Here is a 23,177-nt window from a genome sequence, read left to right as displayed (position 1 = left end):
GTTGTGAGGGAATTCGGCCCATCGGCCGGCCGCAATCGAGGCGTCAAAAGGGGGCAGCGCGGCTTTCGGCCGCGGGGCCCGCAGCCTGCACCAGGTGCGCCGCCACGCGCTCGACGGCCTCGTCGCGCGCGGACGAGACCACGGCCCGGCGTGCACCGGTCGGCCGCCACTCCGGATGCGCCCGCGCCACGCGCGTGGCCTGGACGGCGGCGCGCAGGGCATCGGACCGCTCGGGTGACACGGCGGCGGTTGCGGTGTCGACGGCCGCCGTGCCCACCGCGCCATGCCCGCGCGCCTCGAGCGCCCGCACCAGGGCCAACTGGCGCTCTGCCAGCACGTACAGCACGGTGTCCTCCACGGTCAGTGCCTGCTGTCCGCGCAGGCGTCCGGCCAGGCGGCGGCCCAGCGGGCCGAGCCCCTGGGCCAGCGCGCCGCCCAGGGTGCCGCCCAGCAGGGCGCCGGCCCCCAGCGACAGCCCGCCCACCGCCAGATCGGCCGCAGCGCCCAGCACCGCGCCCACCGCCGCGCCCTGGCCCAGGCGCAGCCCCGCCTGACGCAGCAGCTCGGGGTTGAACAGGTCCATCCCTTCGAGGCCTTCCAGCTGCGGCAGCGGCGGCTCCGCCGCGTCGCCGGACCGGAAGCCATACAGCCTGAGCAACGCCGCGGTGTTGCCGCGCACCTCGTCCTGCAAGGTGGCGCGCAGGGCCTCCACCTCGGAGGCGCGGCGCTGCGGATCGGCCAACTGCGCCGTCGGCACCACCCGCTGCAATGTCGCGCAGGACACCAGGGTGCCTGCAATCGCATGGCAGGCGCCGGCATGCCGGGCGGCGGCTTCGGCCAGGAGGTGCGTGGCCACGGCACGCAGCGCCTCGCGGCGTGCAGGCAGCAAGGTGCCCAGGTCGTGGTACAGGTCACGCTCGGCACCGGTGAAGGGCGCGGCGGCGTCGAATCGCACCACGGCATGCAGGCCGGCGTCGGACAGCATGGCGCGCCACTGCGGCTCCCGGCTGGCGCCATGGGCGATGAAGTTGAGGATCGGCAGCACGGGCCGGGCACAGGCGCCCAGCAGTTCGACCTCGTCGCGGTACTTGGGCAGCACCGGCTCACGCGTGTCGATCACCAGGAAGGCGGCATCGGCATCGAGCAGCAGGCGCAGCACCTTGGCCTCCTGCTCGAAGGCGGCCTGCGCCTCGGGGCCCTGCAGGAAGGCCCGGATGCGGGCGGGCCGGCTATCGCCGGGCAACTGCGACACGTGGGCCAGCAGAGTGACGGCGTCCTCCAGGCCCGGCGTGTCGTGGAAGCGCACGACCGGCGTGCCGTCGATGCGCAGGTCCACCTGCTCCACGTGGCGGGTGGTGCCGGGCCGGTCGGAGACCTCGCCGAAGTCGACCCGCCGCGTCAGGGTGCGCAGCAGCGAGGTCTTGCCGACATTGGTGTGGCCCACCACGGCGATGCGCAGCGTCGGCGCGTCAGGGCCAGCGCCTGCGGCGCGGTCCAGGGTGGTCGACGGGGGTGTGGACGGGGTCATCGGGGCGCCTCCGGCGTCGCCGCTCCGGGGGCCAAGTCCGCCAGGGCGGACTGCCAGCGCGGATGGCAGGCGACGAGTGCATCCAGGCCGGTGTCATGCAGCCACCGCGGCCAACGGGCGCGCTGCGCCTCGTCGGCCTGGTCGGCATCGACCAGCCACAGGTGCAGCGAAGCGGCCAGGGGCAGCAGCTCGCGCAGCAGGCGCTCGGTGCCGCGGTCGGGGCTCGCCGTGGCCTGGCAGGCCACCACCAGCCGCCGCGGTCGCCAGGCCGCCACCTGTTGCACGGCGGCGGCGCGGGCCGCGGCGCTGCCGTCGCAGGCCCATGCCCGGACGTCGTGCGGCAGGTCGGCCGGCGGCCACGGCTGCTCGGGTGGGAGTTCGAAGGCCAGCAGCACCGGGGCGCCCGGCGCATCGTGGGCGCGCCGGGGAAGGGCCGCGCCATGTCCGGCCACCGGCTCGGCGTCGACCACCCGGGCGGGTGCCAGGGCATCCAGCCGCGCCTGCAACTGCCGGTAGTAGGGCAGGGTGAAGTCGGGCTGCAACCGACGGCGCCGTGCCTGCCACAGGGCGGTGCACCACAGGGCGCACAGCAGCCGCGGCACCAGGCCATAGACGAGCACGCAGCCGACCAGCCACCAGGCCAGCACCGCCTGGCCCGCCGCATCGGGCGGGGCGGCGGGATCGCCCGCGGCACGAATCAGCGTGGCATCCGGCACCGGAAAACCCAGGAGGCCGGGCAGCCATGCCATTGCATCGATGGCCCGGGCAAAGCCGGCGGGATCGAGCAGCGTCGTCTCCCAGCCCAGCGTGTAGCGGCGGAAGGCCAGGGCGGACAGCAGCGCCGCGATGGCGACGCCGAAGCCGATGGCCCACAGCAGGTGGCTGGCCAGGCCCAGCAGCCAGGGCAGCAACCGCGCCCGCTCCAGCAACTGGACGCCGGCCTGCAGCAGCGCAGCGCCCTCGCGTCCGCGGCCCAGGGCCGTGCGCGCGGTGAGGGCCAGCCACAGCCGGCCAGCCAGGGCGCCGCCCCGGCCCTGGCCCGGCACCAGCAGCGCCACGAGCCAGGCCAGCAGCGACAGGCCGTGCAGGCCCAGCAGGCCCGCCAGCGAGGCGATGACGTTGATGCGGCGCTCCTGCGCATCCACCACCGCGCCCGCCAGCCCCAGGCCGGCCGCCACCATGAGGGCGGCGACGCCTAGCAGCACCAGGGGTGCCAGGTCGCGGGCGCGGGCCAGCCGGCCGGGCAGGCCCAGGCGCTCGGCCAGCAGGCGAGCCCGCTGCACCAGTGGCCAGGGCGCGGGTTCGGGCGCATGGGCAAGCTGGCGCAGCACCGACTGGTCTTCCAGCGGACCATCGGACTCGATGCGCCGGATCGCCTCGGTCGTCAGCGCATCGGCGAAGGACAGGGGGACAGGCGGGAGGCTCAAGAGGGAAAGCGCGGCAGCAGCCGGCAGCTCGGCGAGGGGCGGGACATGGGCCGCATTGTCCCCGGCGACGGGCGTCTGACGGTCGGCTGACCGTTCATTTGCCTGCCCCCCGGCCCGCTGATAGCCTCGCCCGCCATGCGAATCCTGCTGGTCGAAGACGATGCCGTGCTCAGTGGCGTGATGTGCCGCAGCCTGGGCGACACGGGCCACGCGGTGGCCCTGGCCGCCACGGTCGAGGAGGCCGATGCGCAGTGGTCCAACGGCGGCTTCGACGCCGTGCTGCTCGACCTGAACCTGCCCGAGAACACCCGCCCCGACAGCGGCCTGGGCAGTGGCCTGCTGGCCCTGCGCCGCGCCCGGGCCCGCGGCGACCGCACGCCCGTCATGGTGCTCACGGCCCGCAACCGCACCGACGAGCGCGTCATCGGCCTGGATTCCGGGGCCGATGACTACCTGGGCAAGCCCTTCGATCCTGGCGAGCTCGAAGCGCGGCTGCGCGCGCTGGTGCGCCGTGCCGAAGGCGCGAAGGATGTGGTGGCCGTGGGGCGCCTGCAACTGGACCGCCGTGCCCGGCGCTTTCGCATCGATGGCGAGCCGCTCGACCTGCCGGCGCGCGAATTCGGCCTGCTCTGGGCCCTGATGAGCCCACCCGGCCAGGTGTTGGCCAAGCGCGAACTGGCCCGCAAGCTGGCCGAGGAGGCGGACGGCCCGCTCAGCGACAACGCGCTGGAGGCCTTCGTCTCCCGCCTGCGCAAGCGGCTGGTGGACAGTGGCGTCGGCGTGCGCACCCTGCGCGGCATCGGCTACCGGCTGGAAGCCGACACCGCCTGAGCGGCACCGGCGCCTGTGGCGCATCCATGAAAAAAGCGGCCCCACGAGGCCGCTTTCGTCTTGATGGGGCCGAGGAAGCCCCGTCCGCCGATCAGCGCTTGCTGTCGTCCTTGATCTGCGGCAGCTCCGTGCCCTCGGGCTTGGCCAGCAGGCCGGCCTGCACGTAGGTGGCCAGCTTGGCGCGGGTGTCGACGATGTCGAGGTTGCGCATGGTCAGCTGGCCGATGCGGTCGGCGGGGGAGAAGGGCGCGTCTTCCACCTTCTCCATCGACAGGCGCTCGGGCGCGTAGGTCAGGTTGGGCGACTCGGTGTTCAGGATCGAATAGTCGTTGCCGCGGCGCAGCTCCAGCGTCACCTCCCCGGTGATGGCGCGGGCCACCCAGCGCTGGGCGGTCTCGCGCAGCATGATGGCCTGGGGGTCGAACCAGCGGCCCTGGTAGAGCAGGCGGCCCAGTTTGAGGCCGTTGACGCGGTACTGCTCGATGGTGTCCTCGTTATGGATGCCGGTCACCAGCCGCTCGTAGGCGATGTGCAGCAGCGCCATGCCGGGGGCCTCGTAGATGCCGCGGCTCTTGGCCTCGATGATGCGGTTCTCGATCTGGTCGCTCATGCCCAGGCCGTGGCGGCCGCCGATGCGGTTGGCCTCTTCCATCAGGGCGACCAGGTCGTCGTAGGTCTTGCCGTTGAGGGCGACCGGGCGGCCTTCCTCGAAGCGCACGCGCACCTCTTCGGCCTTGACCTCGACCTCCGGCTTCCAGAAGGCCACGCCCATGATCGGGTTGACGATGCGGATGCCGCTGGAGAGCAGTTCCAGGTCCTTGGCCTCATGCGTGGCGCCGAGCATGTTCGAGTCGGTGCTGTAGGCCTTCTCGACCGACATCTTGTAGTCGAAGCCGTTGGCGATGAGGAACTCGCTCATCTCCTTGCGGCCGCCCAGCTCGTCGATGAAGGTCTGGTCCAGCCAGGGCTTGTAGATCTTCAGGCCGGGGTTGGTCAGCAGGCCGTAGCGGTAGAAGCGCTCGATGTCGTTGCCCTTGAAGGTCGAGCCGTCGCCCCAGATGTTGACGTCGTCTTCCTTCATCGCGGCCACCAGCATGGTGCCGGTCACGGCGCGGCCCAGCGGCGTGGTGTTGAAGTAGGTGACGCCGCCGGTGGAGATGTGGAAGGCGTTGGCCTGCAGCGCCGCGATGCCCTCGGCCACCAGCTGCTGGCGGCAGTCCACCAGGCGGGCCTTCTCGGCGCCGTAGGCCAGGGCCTTGCGTGGAATCTCGTCGTAGTCGGGCTCGTCGGGCTGGCCCAGGTTGGCGGTGTACGCATAGGGCTGGGCGCCCTTCTTCTTCATCCACAGCAGGGCGGCGCTGGTGTCCAGGCCGCCGGAGAAGGCGATGCCGACCTTCTGGCCGGTGGGGAGGGATTGCAGGATGGTGCTCATGTGCGTCGGAAGGAAGCGTCGTCGTATCGGTTGCGGCGCGGGCCGCGAACCCGCGATTGGACCATAGGGCGGCGCCCGCGGCGTCAGCGCGGCAGCACGAGCCGGCAGCTGTCGCCGCCGGCCTCGCGCCACACGCGCACGGCCGACACGGGCAGCTGGCGCTCGCGCAGCGCGGTGGCAATGTAGGCGCAGAGGTTCTCCAGCGTGGGCGTGCCCAGGCCGGGGACTTCGTCGAGGAGATGGTGGTCCAGCGTCTGGCGCACCGTCTCGATCTCGGCACGCAGCACGGCCAGGTCGATCACCATGCCGGTGGCGGCCTCGCGCAGGCCCTGCACGCTCACCTCCGCGTGGTAGGTGTGGCCATGCACGCGCAGGCTGCTGGCGGTGTCGTGCACCCGCCGCAGCGTGTGGGCGGCGTCGAAGAAGAAGCGCTGCGACAGCTCGAATTCGAACTCCATGGCCGTGCTCACCGGATGCCGATCACTTTGTGCGTCTGCGTGCTTAGGCGCCATTGCGGGCGCTGCAGGCAGACGTCGATGCACGCGCGGGTGTGGGCGGCGCGCTGCGGATCGTCCAGCGGCTGCAGGTAGCGCCGGCCGAAGTCCAGCGCCTCCATATCGGCCAGGTCGATGCCGGCCTGCGGCCACACCAGCTTGAGTTCGTCCCCATGGCGCTGCACCAGCGGGTTGCCGGCCTTGGGGCTGACGCAGATCCAGTCGATGCCCTCAGGCGCGGGCAGGGTGCCGTTGGTTTCGATGGCGATGGCGAAGCCGCGCGCATGCAGGGCGGCGACGAGGGCGGCGTCCACCTGCAGCAGCGGCTCGCCGCCGGTCAGCACGACGAAGCGGTGGTCGTGGGCCGGCGCGGGCCAGCAGGCGGCGACCTGATCGGCCAGAAGCTCGGCTGTCGCGAACTTGCCGCCGAGCGTGCGGTCGGTGCCGACGAAGTCGGTGTCGCAGAAACGGCATTGGGCGCTGGCACGGTCGTCCTCGCGGCCGGACCACAGGTTGCAGCCCGCGAAGCGGCAGAAGACGGCCGGGCGCCCGGCCTGGGCGCCCTCGCCCTGGAGGGTGTAGAAGATTTCCTTGACGGCGTAGGCCATGGCGCGGCGCGGCGAAAAAACCCGCGATTGTCGCAGGCGAGCCGCGCTGGGCGGTCGGCCCCGGCCGGCCGCACCTCAGCGCGCCGCGGCTTCTGCCGTCGCTTCGGCCTCGTCGCCGAAGTCCTCGCCCAGGAAGCCGCCGCTCTGGTGCGCCCACAGGCGGGCATACAGCCCGCCGCGCGCCAGCAGCTCGCGGTGCGAGCCTTCTTCCACCACACGGCCGGCATCGAGCACGATCAGCCGGTCCATGGCCGCGATGGTCGACAGGCGGTGGGCGATGGCGATCACCGTCTTGCCTTCCATCAGCCGGTTCAGGCTCTGCTGGATGGCCGCCTCCACCTCGGAATCGAGGGCGCTGGTGGCCTCGTCCAGCAGCAGGATGGGCGCGTTCTTGAGCATCACCCGCGCGATGGCGATGCGCTGGCGCTGCCCGCCGCTGAGCTTGACGCCGCGCTCGCCCACATGCGCCGCCAGGCCGTGGCGGCCCTGTGGGTCGGTGAGCGTGTCGACGAAATTGGAGGCCTCGGCCCGCTCGGCGGCGGCGCGCACCTCGGCTTCGGTGGCGTCGGGCCGGCCGTAGGCGATGTTGTCGAACAGCGAGCGGTGCAGCAGGCTGGTGTCCTGCGTGACCATGCCGATGTGCGCACGCAGCGAATCCTGCGTCACGTGGGCGATGTCCTGACCGTCGATCAGCACGCGGCCGCCTTCCAGGTCATGGAAGCGCAGCAGCAGGTTCACCAGCGTGGACTTGCCCGCGCCGGAGCGGCCGACCAGGCCGATCTTCTCGCCCGGCCGCACGCTGAGGTTCAGCCCGTCGATCACCGTGCGGCCCTGCACGGCGGGCGCCGTGGCACCGGGCAGCAGGGGCGGGCGATAGCTGAACTTCACGTCCTCGAAGCGCACCTCGCCGCGCTCGACCACCAGGGGCCTCGCATCGGCCGCATCCACCACGGTGCGCTGCCGGCTCAGGGTGTTGATGCCGTCCTGCACGGTGCCGACGGCCTCGAACAGGCTGGTGGTCTCCCACATGATCCAGTGCGACATGCCCTGCAGCCGCAGGGCCATGGCGGTGGCGGCGGCCACCGCGCCCACGCCCACTTCACCACGGCTCCACATCCACAGGCCCACGCCGGCCATGCCGCCCACCAGCAGCATCGACAGGGCGTGGTTGACGATCTCGAAGGCGCTCACCAGCCGCATCTGCGTGTAGCCGGTCTTGACGAAGTCCTGCATGGCGGCGCGGGCGAACTGCGCCTCCCGCCGGGTGTGGGAGAAGAGCTTGACGGTCGCGATGTTGGTGTAGGCGTCGGTGATGCGCCCGACCATGGCCGAGCGCGCATCCGCCTGTGCCTTGCCGATGCGGCCCAGCCGCGGGACGAAGTACGCCATGGCCAGCAGGTACAGCACCAGCCAGACGACGAAGGGCCAGATCAGCCCGCCCGCGAACACCCCGGCCAGCACCACGATGGTGGCGACGTAGGTGGCCATGGTCACCAGCACGTCGGCCATCACGAACAGCGTGTCGCGCACGGCCAGCGCGGTCTGCATCACCTTGGTGGTGATGCGGCCGGCGAACTCGTCCTGGTAGAAGGACATGCTCTGGCCCAGCATCAGCCGGTGGAAGTTCCAGCGCAGCCGCATCGGCAGGTTGATGGCCAGCACCTGGTGCTTGACGATGGTCTGCAGCGCCACCACCAGCACGCTGGCTGCGAGGGCGACCGCCAGCCAGGTGAGCGCGCCGCCGCGCTCGGCCCATAGCTGCCCGGGCTGGATGCCCGACAGCCAGTCCACCAGCCGGCCGAGCATGCCGAAGAGCAGCGCCTCGAAGGCCGACATGATGGCCGTGAGGAAGGCCAGCGCCGCCACCTTGCCGCGCACGCCGTCGGTGGTGAACCAGAGGAAGGCGAAGAAGCCCTTGGGCGGCAGCGAAGGCTCGTTGGGCGGATAGGGCTGGAGCAGTTTTTCGAAGAAGCGGAAGAGCAAGCGCGGTGTCTCCTGAACGAGGCCCGGCACTGTACCGGCGGTGCAGCGACGGCACGACGAGCAGGGCTTTGCGGAAGAGGGCAGCGGTGCGTCGGCTGGCGATGACCGGCCGCGGCCAAAAAGAAGGGGCGCCCCTGCAGGGCGCCCCTTGTGTGCCGGCGATCGTCCGCGGGGAATGGCGTCAGGATCGGCAGGCCTGCTGGCTTCGCGGCGGGCATCCCCTTCGCAACGCACGGAAGACTGCGCCTGTGTCGCCGATCCCGTTTTCCCGCGGGGTGCTCGACCTGGCACGACTGCAAGTTGCGCCGGGCGCCGGGGCAGGCCTGTAGGACGTGTGCGCTTCAGCGGCGGCGCTGTCGGCGGTCCGCGTGTCGGCCATGGCGGCGGCGCGGAACCCGCATCGCCCGAGATCGTTCAGCCAGCCGGCCCGAGCGCGACGGCCAGGAAGTCGATGAAGCTGCGCAGCGCCGGCGCCATGTACTGCCGGCTCGCATACACGGCGAACAGCGTCGTGGCCGGCGTGCGCCATTCGGGCAGCAGCTCCACCAGCCGTCCCTCGGCCAGGTCCTCATCCACCAACCACACCGGCAGGTAGGCGACGCCCAGGCCGGCATGCACCGCATGGCGGGTGAGGTGGGTGTCGTCCGAGCGCATCACGGGCGTGAGCCGAAGCATGGCCTGACGCCCGTCCGCCGCACGCAGCACCCGGCCTTCGAGTTGCACGTAGCTGGGCACGATGGCGCCCAGGCCTGCCAGGTCCTCGGGCTTTGCAGGCGTGCCGCGGGCCGCCAGGTAGGCGGGTGCGGCCACGATGTGGAAGTCCACCGTGCACAAGGGCCGCGCGATCAGGGCGGCGGCCGGCTCCTGCGTGGCCCGCAGCGCCAGGTCGAAGCCGTCCGCGACCAGGTCCACCCGCCGGTTGGCCAGGTGCAGGTCCACCAGCACCTCGGGGCACTGCACGTGGTAGTCCGCCAGCAGCCGGGCCATGCGCGGGGTGGCGAACCACACCGGCGCGCTCACCTTCAGGCGACCACGCGGCGTGGCGTCGGCATCGGCCACCAACGCGGCCTCGGCGCTGTCGAGCAGGTCGAGGGCGCGGCTGCTCTGCTCGTACCAGCTGCGGCCCGCGTCGGTCAGGCTCAGGTGCCGGCTGGAGCGGTGCAGCAGCCGCGCGCCCAGGCTGCGTTCCAGCTGGGCGATGTGCCGGCTGGCCATGGGCGCGGAGAGGCCCATGGCCTCGGCCGCGCGGGCGAAGCTGCCCGATTCCACGACCTCCCGGAACAGGCGCAGGCTGGTGAGGCGGTCCATGTCTTGATTGCGTGGAATGAAACTGAACCTTGATTGTGCGGCCATCGATTGCGGCCCGCGAAAGATCTAAAGTCCATCCCAACACGATTCAGGAGCCCTTCGCCATGAGCACGATCAACAGCCCGCGCCTGCCCACTTACTTCATCTCCCACGGGGGCGGCCCCTGGCCCTGGATGAAGGCGGAGATGGGCGACACCTATGCCCGCCTGGAGGCTGCACTGGCCGACATGCCGCGGCAGATCGGCCGCAAGCCGCGCGCGATCCTGATGGTCTCCGCCCACTGGGAGCGCCCGCGCTTCACGGTGCAGGCCAATCCGCATCCGTCCATGGTCTACGACTACGGCGGCTTTCCGGCCCACACCTACCAGGTGCGCTACGACGCCCCCGGCGACCCGGCGCTGGCCCAGCGCGTACAGGCGCTGATCGAGGCGGCCGGCCTGCCGTCGGGCATCGATGCCGAACGCGGCTACGACCACGGCATGTTCTCGCCGATGAAGGCCATCTACCCGGACGCGGACGTGCCGGTGATCCAGCTCTCGCTGCGCCAGGGCCTGGACCCGGCCGAGCACCTGGCGCTGGGCCGCGCGCTGGCGCCGCTGCGCGACGAGGACGTGGTCATCGTCGGCAGCGGGCTGAGCTACCACAATCTGCGCGCCTTCGGCCCCCAGGCGCAGGCCCCGTCGCGCGCCTTCGACGACTGGCTGGGCCAGACGCTGGCCCAGGACCCGGCCGCCCGCGCCCAGGGCTTGATCGGCTGGGAAACGGCGCCCGCCGCCCGCATCGCGCATCCGCGCGAGGAACACCTGATCCCGCTGATGGTGGCCGTCGGCGCCGCCGAGCAGGAGGCGGCGCACCGCGTGTACTACGAGAACGGCTTCATGGGCGGCCTGACCGTCTCCAGCTACCGCTTCGGCGACGCCCCCGGCGCGCATTGAGCAAGAGCTCCTCTCCCCGACCCTCTCCCACGAGGGGAGAGGGAGCAACGCGCCGGCGCGACATCGGCACCGCCGCTATGCTCCCGCGCCGATGACCACCGACACCGACCTCCTGGCCTTCGCCGAGCGCCATCCGCGCCTGTTCGTGCTGACCGGCGCAGGCGTCAGCACCGAGTCCGGCATCCCGGACTACCGGGATGCGCAGGGCAACTGGAAGCGGCCGCCGCCGGTCACCTTCCAGGCCTTCATGGGCGAGGAGGCCACGCGCAAGCGCTATTGGGCGCGCAGCATGATCGGCTGGCGAACCATGGGTCATGCGCAGCCGGGGCCGGCGCACCATGCCCTGGCCGCGCTGGAGTCGCAGGGCCGTGTCGCCAAGCTGTTGACCCAGAACGTCGACGGCTTGCATCAGGCGGCCGGCAGCCGCAACGTCATCGACCTGCATGGCCGCATCGACACCGTGCGCTGCATGGCCTGCGAGCACCGCCTGCCGCGCGCCGACTTCCAGGCCGAGTTGCTGCGCCTCAACCCCGGCTGGGCCGCGCTGGACGCCCGGGCCGCGCCGGACGGCGATGCCGACCTGGAGCTGCGCGACTTCTCGGGCTTCGACATCCCGACCTGTCCCGTCTGCGGCGGGCTGCTCAAGCCCGACGTGGTGTTCTTCGGCGAAAGCGTGCCGCGCCCCCGCGTCGATGCGGCGTACTCGGCGCTGGAGGCGGCCGACGGCGTGCTGGTCGTCGGCTCCTCGCTGATGGTGTATTCGGGCTTTCGCTTCGTGCAGCGTGCGGCGGAGCACGCCTTGCCGGTGGCGGCGCTCAACCTCGGCCTGACGCGGGCGGACGGCCTGCTGTCGCTGAAGGTCGAGGCGCCAATCGGGCCAACGCTGGAGCGCCTGGCCGGGCTGCTGGTGCCGCCGGACGTTCGCGCGGCCTGAGGGCGCGGATTCGCGGGCGCTCCGTACAGGGCGTGCGCCCGGGCGACGTCCGTCCAGACCTGCAGCGACGCATGGTCGGCAACGACCGGCGCGCTTCCATGCGCCGGCGCAAGCTTCGCAACAGCCAAGGGTGCTAAAAGACGCCCCAACCGCGCGGCCACGCCAGCCGCCCGGGCAGGAGACAACACGCCATGCCCAACGCCATGTTTCGCCCCAAGCCGGCGGCCGGTGCCGGATTGCCGCTGGCCGCGCCCGACGCCATCCTGGCCTCGCACGCCCGCAGCGCCGACTTCGGCCTGCGCAGCCACGAACGCGCCGACCTGCCGCCGCTGGCCGCCGCCGATCTGGCCGAGGCCATGGGCCGCAACGCGCTGCTCTTCGACCACGCCCGGCCGGTGATGGAGACGCTCTACGCCCAGATCGCCGGCACCCAGAGCCTGGTGCTGCTCACCGACGCCGACGGCGTGATCCTGCATGCGCTGGGCGACGACGACTTCCTGGGCCGGGCCGACCGCGTGGCGCTCAAACCGGGCGCGGCCTGGTCCGAGCGCTGCCGCGGCACCAATGCCATCGGCACGGCGCTGGCCCTGCAGCAGGCGGTGCAGATCAACGGCAGCCAGCATTACCTGCAGGCGAACCACTTCCTCACCTGCTCCTGCGCGCCCATCCTCGATCCCCGCGGGCAGGTGCTGGGCGCGCTGGACGTCAGCGGCGACGAGCGCACCCGCAGCGCCCACACGCTGGCGCTGGTGCGCATGTCCTCGCAAATGGTCGAGAACCACCTGTTCGACCAGGTCTACGAAGACGCGCTGCGCCTGCGCTTCCATGCCCGGCCGGAGTTCCTGGGCACGCTCATGGAAGGCCTGGCCGCGTTCACGCCGGATGGCCGCTTCCTGGCGGCCAACCGCAGCGCGCAGTTCCAGCTGGGTCTGTCGACGGCGGCGCTGGAGGCCCACACCTTCGGCTCGCTCTTCGGCCAGCCCGTGTCCCAGGCGCTGGCGCAGGCCCGGCAGGGCCCGGCCGCGCTGATGCGCCTGCACCTGCCCGGGGGCGTGGTGGTGTCGGCGCGGGTGGAATGGCAGCCCCGGACCGCCAGCCTGGCCATGCCGCGCGAAACGGCCCCGGCCACGCCGGTGGCCGAGCGGGCCCGCGAATCCGGCGGCCCGCGCTTCTCGGGCCTGCGCTACCTGGACACGGGCGATGCCCAGCTGGCGCAGGTGCTGGCCCGCGTGGGCAAGGTGCTCGGGCAGGACGTGCCGGTGCTCATACTGGGCGAGACCGGCACCGGCAAGGAATGGCTGGCCCGCGCCATCCACCACGATTCGCCAAGGCGCAACGGGCCCTTCGTGGCCGTCAACTGCGCCGCCATCCCCGAGACGCTGATCGAGTCCGAGCTGTTCGGCTACGAAGAAGGCGCCTTCACCGGCGCGCGGCGCAAGGGCAATCCGGGCCGCATCCTCCAGGCGAACGGCGGAACGCTCTTCCTCGACGAGATCGGCGACATGCCGCTGGCGATGCAGGCCCGGCTGCTGCGCGTGCTGCAGGAGCGCAGCGTGGCGCCCCTGGGCAGCGGCCGGCAGGTGGCGGTGGACGTGGCCGTGGTCTGCGCCACCCACCGCAACCTGCGCACCATGATGGCCGAGGGGCGCTTTCGCGACGACCTCTACTGGCGGCTCAATGGCCTCGTCACCCGCCTGCCGCCGCTGCGCGAGCGCAGCGACCTGGCCGTGGTGGTGCAGCGGCTTCTGCAGACCCAGCAGTCCGAGGCCGGCCTGGCCGACGCGCCGCCGCTGGCGCCGCAGACCCTGGCGTTGCTGCGGCGCCATGCCTGGCCAGGCAACCTGCGCCAACTGGCGAGCGTGTTGCGCACGGCGTCGCTGATGGCACGCGGCGAGGCGCAGATCCTGCCGGAGCATCTGCCCGAGGACTTCATGGACGACCTGCAGGCCCATGCGGCCGATGCAGCGGGTGGTTCCGTTGCGTCGCCCCACCATCCCGCGCCGTCCACGGCCACGCTGGAGGCGCTCGAACGGGCGGCGCTGGAGCAGGCCATGGCCACCCACGGTGGCAACGTGTCGGCCGTGGCCCGGGCGCTGGGCCTGTCGCGCAACGCCGTCTACCGGCGGCTGCGGCGGCAGGGCTGAGCGATCACCGGCGCGCCGGGAAGGGCTCGCTTAGGCCGGCCTTAAGCCAGCCCGTCGGCCGGGAACGCGCTGTGGCGCGTTGGAGTCCCATCCACGCAAGGCCCATGCTGGGCCGAGTAAGGACGACCGAACCATGACACCCCAAGAACTGTCCATGCTCGAAGACCTGCTGCAGCGGCTGGCCGCAGTGCACGGCGTGCAGAAGGACCCCCAGGCCGATGCGCTGATCCGCGAACGCCTGGCCGGCCAGCCCGATGCGCTGTACCTGCTGACCCAGCGCACGCTGCTGCTGGAACATGCGCTGCAGGACGCCCAGCGCCAACTGGCGCAACGCGCCGCCGCGCCGGCCGACCCGGGCGGCGCCGCCTTCCTGCAGCGCGGTCTGGAGCCCGGCTTCGGGCGCGAGACGGCCGATCCGGATGCCTACAACCCGGGCCGGCCTGCCTACCGCGGCGCCCCGTCCGGTTATGCCCCCGGTGCGCCTGCCCCCGCGATGGCGCCGGCGGCTGCACCCGGATGGCGCGAACGCCTCTTCGGCGCCGCGCCCGCGCCAGCGCCGGCCCCAAGCAGCGGCCCGAGCTTCCTGGGCCAGGCCGCCAGCGCCGCGGCCGGGGTGGCGGGCGGCATGTTCCTGTTCAATGGCATCGAGCACCTGCTCGGTGGCCGCAGCGGCGCAGGCGGCGGTGGCTTCCTGGGCCTGGGCGGCGGCAATGTCGGTACGCCCGAGGTGGTCGAGAACGTCACCCAGAACTTCTACGAGGATGGCAGCGGCGGCGGTGGAGATACGCGGCAGCTGGCCGATGACGCCGGCGGCGACTGGTCGGGCTTCGACGGCGGTTCCTTCGACGACGACCAGATCGTCTGAGCGATGCTGTCGACCGCGCGTTGATCGCGGCGGCACTATCGGTGCCCAGGCCGCGGCGAAGCGGACGCGAGAAGCGCTCCAGGTTCAGGCCTGGGGTGCTTCTCGCATCGCGGCCATCAGCAGGCGGGCTGCGCCCTCGGGGTCGTCCGCGCCCACGAAGGCCCGCACCACCGCGATGCTGCCCACGCCGCTGGCCAGCGCCTGCGGCAGCCGCTCGGCGTCGATGCCGCCGATGGCGACCAGCGGATAGCCGCGCACCAGCCGCGCGTAGTCATGCAGGCGCGCCAGGCCCTGTGGTGCGGTCGCCATCTTCTTGAGCGTCGTCGGGAACACCGCGCCGAGAGCCAGGTAGCTGGGGCTGACGGCATCGGCCCGCACCATCTCGGCATAGCCGTGGGTGCTGACGCCCAGGCGCAGACCGGAGGCGCGCAGTTCCTGGACCTCGTCCGCCGTCAGCGCGTCCAGATCTTCCTGGCCCAGGTGCACGCCGTAGGCGCCGGCCGCGATGGCCTGCCGCCAGTGGTCGTTGATGAAGAGCAGGGCGTCGGTGCCCTGGATGGCGGCGATGGCGGCGTCGATCTCGCGGGCGACGGCCGCTGCGTCGTCGGACTTGAAGCGCAGCTGCACCGTCGGGATGCCGGCCCGCGCCGCGCGGCCGACCCATTCGGCGTCGGGCAGCACGGCGTACAGGCCCAGCGCCACAGGGCAGGGCGCGAAGGCATCGCCGCGGGACTGGGGCGGAAAGTCGCGCAGCCCGAAGTCGGCAGGATTGTCCGGCCAGGCATTGGCGTCGAAGCGGCCCTGGCGCTTGGTCATCGCCTGCCAGGCGCGGCCCAGGCATTCGGCATCCACCTCGATGAAGCCCAGCGCCGCGCAGGCCGCCTTGGCACCGCGGTAGACCGGGTCTTCGTCATGGAAGGGACCGGCTTGCACCGGCGGATGCCCGTCGAAGCGTTTGCGGTGGGCGGCCAGGATGGCGGTCTCGATCTGGTGGGCGTTCATGGATGGCTCCGTGTTCTTGTGGGCGGCGGCGCCCAGCAGTGCACCGCCGAGCAAGGCTCAGCCACCGTTCTGGGCGTGGTGCCAGAAGGGCGTGCCCAGGACGGGCGTGCTGGGCTGGGCCGCGTCCTGCGCGCTCATGGCGCCAGCCCGGAAGGCGGCACGCCCCGCGGCCACCGCGTCGGCAAAGGCGCCGGCCATGGCCACCGGGTCCTGCGCCAGGGCGACGGCGGTGTTCAGCAGCACGCCGTCGTAGCCCCACTCCAGCACCTGGCAGGCATGCGAGGGCAGGCCCAGGCCGGCGTCGACCAGCATGGGCACCGTCAGCCGCTCGCGCAGCACCTGCATGGCGTAGGGGTTGACCGGCCCGCGGCCGGTGCCGATGGGCGCGGCCCAGGGCATCACGGCCTGGCAGCCGACATCGACCAGGCGCTGGCACAGCACCAGGTCCTCGGTGCAGTAGGGCAGCACCTGGAAGCCGTCCTTGATCAGCCGATCCGCCGCGCCCACCAGTTGCAGCGTGTCGGGCTGCAGGGTGTAGTCGTCGCCGATCAGCTCCAGCTTGATCCAGGGCGTGTCGAACAGCTCGCGCGCCATGTGGGCGGTGGCGATGGCCTCCTGCACGCTGTGGCAGCCGGCGGTGTTGGGCAGCACCGGCACGTCCAGGCGGCGCAGCAGTTCCCAGAAGCCGTTGTCGGCCTTGGCACCGCCGGGCGCCGCGCTCTGGCGGCGCAGCGAGGCGGTGAGCATGGCCGGCCGGGCGCGCTGCACGGCGGCCTCGAGCACGTCGGGCGAGGGATAGCGGGCGGTGCCCAGCAACAGCCGGCTCTGGAAGCGCTGGCCGTAGAGCACCAGCGCGTCGGCGGGTTCGGAGATGGTCATGAGCGTGTCCTTTCGTCGATGGCCGCAGCGCCGTCGAGCCAGTCGCTCAGCGAAGCGGCATTCCTCCCTCTCCCCTCGCGGGAGAGGGTTAGGGAGAGGGGGCAGGGCGCAGGCGTGGTCAGCATCTCAACCCCCGGTGACGGGGCGGATCACCTCGACCTCGTCGCCCGGCTGCAGGGCGCGGCCGGCATAGGCCGAGCGGGGCACGAAGTCGCGGTTGACGGCGGCGGCGAAGGGCGGGGCGGGGTCGAGCAGGGCGATGGCGTCGGCCAGCGTGGCGCCGGAAGGCAGCTCGCGCGGCTCGCCGTTGAGCAGGATGTTCATCATCGGGCGGGAAGGTGTTCGATGCCGATCTGCAGGCGCTCGGCCAGGGGCGATTCGCGGTGCTGCAGGCTCTGCATCGCGGCGTCGAGCATGGCCGGCGCGATCATGAAGCCGTGGCGGTAGAGCCCGTTGATCTGCAGCACCCGCTCGCCCAGCCAGCGCAGCGCGGGCAGGTTGTCGGGCAGGGTGGGCCGGCACTGGGCGGCGATCTCGACGATGCGCGCCTCGGCAAAGCCGCTGTGCACGGTGTAGGCGGCCGACAGCAGCTCCAGCACCGAGCGCACGCTGGGCGGAGACATGTCGTCCGATTCGATCTCGGTCGCGCCGATCACGAACAGGTGGTCCTGCTTGGGCGCGATGTAGATGGGGTAGCGCGGATGCACCAGGCGCGTGGGCCGCTGCAGCGTGACCTCGGGCGCATGGATGCGGGCCACTTCGCCGCGCACACCGCGCACGGCCGGCCACTGGGCATGCGCGCCCAGGCCGCGGCAGTCGATGACGCGCTCGCGCAGGCCGGGGGACAGGTCCTGCGGGCTGCGGGTGCTATGCCAGTGCAGGCGCACCTGGGGATGCGCCTCCAGCGCCTGCTGCAGCGCGGCGAGCAGCTGGCGGTTGTCGAGCTGGCCTTCGCCCGGCAGGAGCAGGCCCTGCATGAAGCGGCCGGCCAGGGCGGGTTCGGCCTCGGCGAGGGCCGTCGCGTCCAGCGATTGCGGTGCTGTCAGCGAGGGTTGCTGCGCCTGGTTGTGGGCCAGCGTGCGACCCAGGCGGCCGGCATCGGCGGCATCCTGCCGGTGCCAGACGACCAGTGTGCCGGCCTGCTGGAAGAACACCGGCGCCGGCAGTCCGGCCAGCAGCTGCGGCCAGCGGCCAAGGGCGTATTCGCCCATGCGCACCACCGACAGCGGCGCCACGGCCGACTCGGCCAGCGGCGCCAGCATGGCCGCCGCCACGCGTGCGGCGGCGCCCTGGGCGTCGGGGCCCTGCGCCTCGTGCAGTTCCACCGCGCAACCGGCGCGGGCGAGGCTGAGTGCCATCAGCCGGCCCATCAGGCCGCCGCCCAGTACCCAGGCCTTGTCGAAGTCCATCGTGGTGTCCGTCATCGAACGGCCCCCTTCACTGCTGCACGCATAATTTCCGCCCCATGACCCTTCCCACCCAGCGCTATGCGCGCGTGCTCACCATCGCCGGCTCCGACAGCGGCGGTGGCGCCGGCATCCAGGCCGATCTCAAGACCTTCGCCGCACTGGGCTGCTACGGCATGAGCGCCATCACGGCCCTCACCGCCCAGAACACCCGCGGCGTGAGCGGCATCCATGCCGTGCCGCCCGCCTTCCTCAAGGCCCAGCTGCAGGCCGTGATCGAGGACATCGGCGTCGATGCCGTCAAGCTGGGCATGCTGCATGCGCCCGAGGTGGTCGAGGTCGTCGCCTGGGCCATCGACCATTACCGCCTGCCCAACGTGGTGCTCGATCCGGTGATGGTCGCCACCAGCGGCGACCGGCTGATCGCCGCCGAGACGGTGGAGCGGCTGGTGGCCGAACTCTTCCCGCGTGCGGTGCTGATCACGCCCAACCTGGACGAGGCGGCGCTGTTGGTGGGCCATGCGATTGCGGACGCCGATGCGCTGGATGGCGCCGCGGCCGAGCTGCTGGCGCAGGGCGCCCAGGGCGTTCTGCTCAAGGGCGGACACCTGCCGGGCGCCGAGGTCGTGGACCTGCTGGCCCTGGCTGGCGGCGAGCGGCACCGCTACGCCGCACCGCGGATCCAGAGCCGCAACCTGCATGGCACGGGCTGCACGCTGTCCTCGGCCATCGCCTGTGGCCTGGCACTGGGCAAGCCGCTGCCCGAGGCCGTGGCTCAGGCCCGCGACTACGTGCGCGGCGCCATGCAGGCCGGGGTGACCGTCAAGGTGGGCGAAGGCCACGGCCCGCTCAACCATGGGTTCGCACCGCAGCCGACGGTGCGCCTGCCGCTGTAGGCCGCGTCAGCCGGGCCAGCACGAAGGTCAGCAGCAGCGCCGGCAGGGCCGAGCCCCACTGCGGCGCCCAGGCCGCGCAGCCGTGGTAGACGGCGATGCCGGCGATCCACAATGCGGCGGCGCTCAGGTCCACGTTGCGGCCGGCCGGCAAGGGCACGCCGCCACCGCCGAGGCGACCCAGGATCACGCCGTACAGCGGCACGAACACCGAGCTGAGCATGAGCAGAAAGGGCTCCAGCGCATGCATGGGCAGCACCAGCGCCAGCGCCACGCAGACCAGCGCGATCAGCAGGCCCCAGCGGCGCACGCTCCAGCGCGGGCGCAGACTGTGCATGGACACCGAGCCTGAGTACACGTCGCCATAGGCGTTGTCCAGCTCATCGATGAGGATCAGGCCCAGCGCGACTAGGCCACCCTGGGCCAGCAGCAGTGCCATCACGAGCGTGGTACCGGGCGCCGCCGTGCTGGCCACCATCACGCCCAGCGCGTAGCACCAGAGGTTGGCCACCGCATAGCCGATCCAGGTGCCGGTGAAGGCGCCGCCCGGCTTGCCTGGCTGGGCGCGCTGGCCATGGCGCGCATAGTCGGCCACCAGCGGCAGCCAGGAGACGGGCATGGCGATCACCAGGTCCATGGCGCTGAACAGGCCCATGCTGCCGTCGCCCTGGCGCTGCCAGAAGGCCTCGAAGCCCTGAGCCTGCAGCTTGCCGGCGAACTGCCAGGTCAGCCAGATCAGCGACAGCACCACCAGCGGCAGGCCGAAGCGGCTGACGAAACGGCGCACAAGCGTCACCATCGAGCCCGACAGCAGCGCCAGCAGTACGGCGCCCCACAACAGCGTGGCAGCGAGCGCACCGCCCACGGAATCCAGCGACAGGCCGAAGGCCTGCTTGGCGATGGCCTGGGTGCCCTCGCGCATGATCACCAGCTCGAAGGTGGTCCAGCCGACCAGCTGCACGATGTTGAGCACCACGGGCAGCCGAGCGAACACGCTGCCGTAGGCCGAATGCATCAGGCCCGCGCTGGCCAGGCCGGTCTGGCAGCCCAGCCGCGCCGTCCACGCCAGCAGCCCGGCGCCGATCAGCGACCCGACCACGATGGCAACCACGGCATCGCGCGTGCCCACCGCCGGCACCAGGAAGGCGCCCACCTGCATCACCAGCAGGCCGACGCCCAGGCTGAACCACAGCGACAGGTGGTCGTGCCAGCGGAAGGCGCGGCGGGCGTCGGGCAGTGGGGTCAGCGCCTCGTTGGCGGGCGGGGTGGATGCGTCGTTCAAGGCCATGCGTCGTTGCTCCAGAGCGGTCGGGCACAAGAAGCACTGCCGACGGCACCGGCCCCTTCTGGCCCGGCGCAGGCCCATGCGGGCCACCGGAGCTGCTTCCCTGCGCGAGGATTACCTCAGGCCTGAAGCGCCTGAGGCGCTCCGCGGCTCCGGCTGGCCTTTGCACCTTGGACGATGCGTCGGGCCGGCCGAACAGGTTCAAAGGGTGTCTTCTCAGCCCGGCTTCCAGCGAAGCCCGGCACCCCTAGCGAAGAGCGGATTGTAAGAGTGGGAGGGCGGCGCGGCTTGCCACCCGTCAAGGCTGCGGCGCGGCGCGCAACAGTTCGCGAAGGCGGGTGCTGGTGGTGGTGTATTGCAGCGGCGGCACCTTGCCGTCGAACACCCGTTCGGCCACCGCCCAGGCGGCCAGGGTGGCCTCGTGGAAGGCGCTCACGATCAGCTTGCGCTTGCCCGGGTAGGTGTTGATGTCGCCGACGGCGTAGAGGCCGGCTTCGCGGGTCTGGAAGCGCTGGGTGTCGACGGGAATCTGCTTGCGTTCCAGTTCCAGCCCCCAGTCGGCGATGGGGCCGAGGCGGGGCGAGATGCCCTGGCAGACGACCAGCGCATCGAGCGTCAGGGCGCGGGATGTGCCTTCCGGCGTGTCGATGGTCAGCACGCTGCCGTCGAAGGCGCTGGGCTGACCGATGGCGATGTGGATGTCGGCCGCGTCGATGCGCTCGCGCAAGGCGGCGAGCAGCGCCTCATCGGCGCGGAAGACGTCGCGGCGGTGCAGCAGTGTCACCTCGCGTGCCACGCCAACGAGGCCCAGCGCCGCCTCCACGGCCGCTTCCTCACCGCCATGCACGACCACCGACTGGCCGGCGAAGCGTGACAGGTCCGACGGGTGGTAGAAGAGGCGGTGGCCCTCATGGGCTTCGGCGCCTTCGACGCCCAGCCTCTTGGGCACGAAGGCACCGACGCCCGCCGCGATCACGACGGCCTGCGCGCGGAAGACGGTGCCGGCCGAGGTGGTGGCCAGCCAATGGGAATCCGCATTGCCCGGTTGCTCGCGCTGTAGCGTCGCCACCTGCTCGCCGAGGTACATCGGCACGTCGAACGGCGCGATCTGCACCAGCAATGACTCGGCAAGCCCAGCCCCCGTAGTGACGGGCGTGCCGGGAATGTCGTAGATGGGTTTGTGGCCGTAGAGCTCGACACACTGGCCGCCCGCATGGGGCAGGGCGTCGACGATGCGGCAGGGAATTTCGAGCAGGCCCAGCTGGAAGGCCTGGAACAGGCCCGCCGGGCCGGCGCCGATGATGAGGGCGCCGGTGTCCAGGTGCGGGGAAGGGGCCTGGCCGGTCACGCGCTCAATCGGATCGGCTTACTTGACCAGTTCGGCCAGCTTGTTGGGCTTGTCTTTCCACTCGTCGGCATCGGGCAGCGCGGCCTTGCGCTTGGTGATGCTCTTCCAGCCGTCGGCGCGGGCCAACTCGGCATTGAGCTTGATGAAGGCGAGTTGCTCGGCCGGCAGGTCTTCCTCGGCGTAGATCGCATTGGCCGGGCATTCGGGAATGCACACGGCGCAGTCGATGCACTCGTCCGGGTCGATCACCAGCATGTTCGGCCCCTCGCGGAAGCAGTCCACGGGACACACGTCGACGCAATCGGTGTACTTACAGCGGATGCAGTTCTCGGAAACGACGTGGGTCATGGCTGGATGGCTGGTGAAGGAGTCGGGAAAAACCCGAGATTGTAAAGGGCGGCCCATGCCTTCGCGGACATGGGCAGCACTGGCAACGGCGCCAGAAAGGATTTGAAGGTGGTCGGCGCGCCCGGCACGACGGCCGGGCGTGGCCGTTCGCACCTTCTCAGCGCACCAGGACGGCGGCGCAGGTGCGGTGCGATGCCGTGTCGACCAGCACCAGCGAGCCCAGAGTGCGCGAGGCGGTGAAGGGCTGCACGGCCAGCGGTTGCTGCAGGGCCAGCACGACCTGGCCGATCGCATTGGCGTCGAGTTGGGTGGCGGCCTCGGCATCCAGCGTGGCGATGTTGAGCCGGTCCACGATGCGCTGCACCTTGGCCTTGACCCAGCGGTGCCCCTGCAGCGCCCAGTAGACGCGGCCGGGCACCAGCGGTTCGTCGTCCAGCCAGGCGACGGTGGCGGTGATCTCGCGGGTCGGCTCGAAGGCGCCAGGTTCCAGCAGCCAGTCGCCGCGCGAGACGTCGACCTCGCGGTCCAGCACGATGCCGGCGCTGTGGCCGGCGGCCACGCCGTGCTCCCGGCGCACATGGTCGAGCACGCGGGCCACGGTGGCGGTCTGGCCGCTGGGCAGCACGGTCACGCGCTGGCCGGGCACCACCTGGCCGCCGCCGACGCGGCCCCAGAAGATGCGGCGGCCCTGGCTGGTGTCGGCCGACGACGAGAACTTCTCCACCCACTGCACCGGGAAGGTGAAGGGCTGCTGCGTCTCGGCAGCCGTCACGGGCAGCGCTTCCAGCAGTTCGAGCAGGCTCGGCCCTTCATAGCCGGCCCAGCCGGCGGCGCCTTCGCGGTGCGGCTCGGTCACGTTCCAACCCTTGAGGGCGGAGATCGGCACGATGGCTTCCACGCGCACGCCGGCGGCGGCCGCGAAGTCGTTCAGCGCGCCCGAGATGCGCTCGAAGGCCAGCGCCGCATCGTCGATCGCGTCCAGCTTGTTGATGGCGACGACGATGGACTGCACGCGCAGCAGGTGGGCCAGCAGCATGTGGCGGCGGGTCTGCGGCAGGAGCTCGCGCACCACCACCTCGCCGTCGCCCACCTCGGCCGCCCAGGGCAGCTTGGTGGCATCGACCAGCACCACGGCGGCATCGGCGCTGGAGGCCGCCGTCACCATGTTGCGGGTGTACTGCTCATGCCCCGGCGCGTCGCCGATGATGAACTTGCGCTTGGCGGTGGAGAAATAGCGGTAGGCGACGTCGATGGTGATGCCCTGCTCGCGCTCGGCCGAGAGGCCATCGGTCAGGAGCGCCAGGTCGGTCTCGCCGCCGCGCTGCACGCCGGCCAGCTGGTCGGCCAGCACGGCGCGGCTGTCCACCAGCAGGCGTCCGATGAGGGTGCTCTTGCCGTCATCCACCGAGCCGCAGGTGATGAAGCGCAGGGCGGTGCCGGTGTCGGCGCTGTCGGTGTGAAGAGCGTCTGTGGAAGTCATGACAGTCATTAAGAGGTTCAAGCGGGCGGCGCGGTTCAGGTCGGGAA

At 71.8% G+C, this 23,177-nt stretch carries 21 protein-coding genes; 6 read left to right on the top strand and 15 right to left on the bottom strand.

Features of this window, described 5'->3' with window-relative positions:
- Positions 1-43 precede the first annotated feature (43 nt).
- On the bottom strand, positions 44-1,528 hold the full coding sequence (locus tag ABIC63_RS21630) for a GTPase/DUF3482 domain-containing protein (protein WP_354321322.1): 1,485 nt from the start codon (positions 1,526-1,528) through the stop codon (positions 44-46).
- Positions 1,525-2,955: a DUF2868 domain-containing protein gene (locus tag ABIC63_RS21625; RefSeq protein WP_354321321.1), complete on the bottom strand. Its 1,431-nt coding sequence runs from the start codon at positions 2,953-2,955 to the stop codon at positions 1,525-1,527. Before ABIC63_RS21625 ends, ABIC63_RS21630 begins: the two co-directional genes overlap by 4 nt.
- Positions 2,956-3,090: 135 nt before the next feature.
- Between ABIC63_RS21625 and ABIC63_RS21620 the strand changes: the two genes are divergently transcribed.
- Positions 3,091-3,786, top strand: coding sequence for a response regulator transcription factor (locus ABIC63_RS21620; RefSeq protein ID WP_017760790.1), 696 nt, complete (start codon positions 3,091-3,093; stop codon positions 3,784-3,786).
- 91 nt (positions 3,787-3,877) lie between these two features.
- Here ABIC63_RS21620 and argG read toward each other — a convergent pair whose 3' ends face one another.
- The 5 genes from argG to ABIC63_RS21595 form a co-directional block, all read right to left on the bottom strand.
- Positions 3,878-5,218, bottom strand: a complete 1,341-nt coding sequence (gene argG, locus ABIC63_RS21615; protein WP_294365763.1) for an argininosuccinate synthase — start codon at positions 5,216-5,218, stop codon at positions 3,878-3,880.
- Positions 5,219-5,301: 83 nt separating this feature from the next.
- Positions 5,302-5,676 (bottom strand): 6-carboxytetrahydropterin synthase, encoded by a 375-nt coding sequence (locus tag ABIC63_RS21610; RefSeq protein WP_294365761.1) that lies wholly within the window; start codon positions 5,674-5,676, stop codon positions 5,302-5,304.
- 8 nt (positions 5,677-5,684) lie between these two features.
- Complete coding sequence (gene queE / locus ABIC63_RS21605) at positions 5,685-6,320, bottom strand: 7-carboxy-7-deazaguanine synthase (protein ID WP_354321320.1); 636 nt, start codon at positions 6,318-6,320, stop codon at positions 5,685-5,687.
- A 75-nt stretch (positions 6,321-6,395) separates the two neighbouring features.
- Positions 6,396-8,303: an ABC transporter ATP-binding protein gene (locus ABIC63_RS21600; protein WP_354321319.1), complete on the bottom strand. Its 1,908-nt coding sequence runs from the start codon at positions 8,301-8,303 to the stop codon at positions 6,396-6,398.
- A 414-nt stretch (positions 8,304-8,717) separates the two neighbouring features.
- Positions 8,718-9,611, bottom strand: a complete 894-nt coding sequence (locus tag ABIC63_RS21595) for a LysR family transcriptional regulator (protein WP_354321318.1) — start codon at positions 9,609-9,611, stop codon at positions 8,718-8,720.
- 104 nt (positions 9,612-9,715) lie between these two features.
- On the opposite strand from ABIC63_RS21595, the gene ABIC63_RS21590 reads away from it, so the two are divergent.
- From ABIC63_RS21590 to ABIC63_RS21575, 4 genes are all read left to right on the top strand, one after another.
- A complete protein-coding gene (locus tag ABIC63_RS21590; protein ID WP_354321317.1) occupies positions 9,716-10,546 on the top strand; it encodes a DODA-type extradiol aromatic ring-opening family dioxygenase in 831 nt (276 codons plus the stop codon).
- Between the two features lie 91 nt (positions 10,547-10,637).
- Positions 10,638-11,480, top strand: coding sequence for an NAD-dependent protein deacetylase (locus ABIC63_RS21585; protein ID WP_294365755.1), 843 nt, complete (start codon positions 10,638-10,640; stop codon positions 11,478-11,480).
- A 191-nt stretch (positions 11,481-11,671) separates the two neighbouring features.
- Positions 11,672-13,624 (top strand): sigma-54-dependent Fis family transcriptional regulator, encoded by a 1,953-nt coding sequence (locus ABIC63_RS21580; RefSeq protein ID WP_354321316.1) that lies wholly within the window; start codon positions 11,672-11,674, stop codon positions 13,622-13,624.
- Positions 13,625-13,757: 133 nt separating this feature from the next.
- Positions 13,758-14,489, top strand: a complete 732-nt coding sequence (locus ABIC63_RS21575; protein WP_354321315.1) for a DUF2076 family protein — start codon at positions 13,758-13,760, stop codon at positions 14,487-14,489.
- Between the two features lie 84 nt (positions 14,490-14,573).
- Here the strand turns inward: ABIC63_RS21575 and ABIC63_RS21570 are convergent, their stop codons facing one another.
- The 4 genes from ABIC63_RS21570 to ABIC63_RS21555 all read right to left on the bottom strand — a co-directional run bounded on the left by ABIC63_RS21570 (position 14,574) and on the right by ABIC63_RS21555 (position 17,794).
- Positions 14,574-15,491, bottom strand: coding sequence for a thiamine phosphate synthase (locus ABIC63_RS21570; RefSeq protein ID WP_354321314.1), 918 nt, complete (start codon positions 15,489-15,491; stop codon positions 14,574-14,576).
- Between the two features lie 57 nt (positions 15,492-15,548).
- Positions 15,549-16,370, bottom strand: a complete 822-nt coding sequence (locus ABIC63_RS21565) for a thiazole synthase (protein ID WP_354321313.1) — start codon at positions 16,368-16,370, stop codon at positions 15,549-15,551.
- 126 nt (positions 16,371-16,496) lie between these two features.
- Positions 16,497-16,697 (bottom strand): sulfur carrier protein ThiS, encoded by a 201-nt coding sequence (thiS, locus tag ABIC63_RS21560; protein WP_476347943.1) that lies wholly within the window; start codon positions 16,695-16,697, stop codon positions 16,497-16,499.
- Complete coding sequence (locus tag ABIC63_RS21555) at positions 16,694-17,794, bottom strand: FAD-dependent oxidoreductase (protein ID WP_354321312.1); 1,101 nt, start codon at positions 17,792-17,794, stop codon at positions 16,694-16,696. The genes thiS and ABIC63_RS21555 overlap by 4 nt, the downstream gene beginning before the upstream one ends.
- Before the next feature lie 41 nt (positions 17,795-17,835).
- Between ABIC63_RS21555 and thiD the strand changes: the two genes are divergently transcribed.
- Positions 17,836-18,672, top strand: a complete 837-nt coding sequence (gene thiD / locus ABIC63_RS21550) for a bifunctional hydroxymethylpyrimidine kinase/phosphomethylpyrimidine kinase (RefSeq protein WP_354321311.1) — start codon at positions 17,836-17,838, stop codon at positions 18,670-18,672.
- Here the strand turns inward: thiD and ABIC63_RS21545 are convergent.
- The 4 genes from ABIC63_RS21545 to ABIC63_RS21530 form a co-directional block, all read right to left on the bottom strand.
- A complete protein-coding gene (locus ABIC63_RS21545) occupies positions 18,626-19,957 on the bottom strand; it encodes a purine-cytosine permease family protein (RefSeq protein ID WP_354321310.1) in 1,332 nt (443 codons plus the stop codon). The two genes, thiD and ABIC63_RS21545, sit on opposite strands and share 47 nt — an antisense overlap.
- Before the next feature lie 295 nt (positions 19,958-20,252).
- Complete coding sequence (locus tag ABIC63_RS21540; protein ID WP_294365738.1) at positions 20,253-21,302, bottom strand: NAD(P)/FAD-dependent oxidoreductase; 1,050 nt, start codon at positions 21,300-21,302, stop codon at positions 20,253-20,255.
- A gap of 18 nt (positions 21,303-21,320) precedes the next feature.
- Positions 21,321-21,650 (bottom strand): ferredoxin FdxA, encoded by a 330-nt coding sequence (gene fdxA / locus ABIC63_RS21535; protein WP_058640734.1) that lies wholly within the window; start codon positions 21,648-21,650, stop codon positions 21,321-21,323.
- 157 nt (positions 21,651-21,807) lie between these two features.
- Positions 21,808-23,130 (bottom strand): sulfate adenylyltransferase subunit 1, encoded by a 1,323-nt coding sequence (locus ABIC63_RS21530; RefSeq protein ID WP_502935900.1) that lies wholly within the window; start codon positions 23,128-23,130, stop codon positions 21,808-21,810.
- Positions 23,131-23,177: the final 47 nt, after the last annotated feature.

Origin of the sequence: Pseudacidovorax sp. 1753 (assembly GCF_040544975.1) — a bacterium.
Lineage (GTDB): Bacteria > Pseudomonadota > Gammaproteobacteria > Burkholderiales > Burkholderiaceae_C > Xenophilus.
This window is presented reverse-complemented; position numbering and strand designations above follow the sequence as displayed.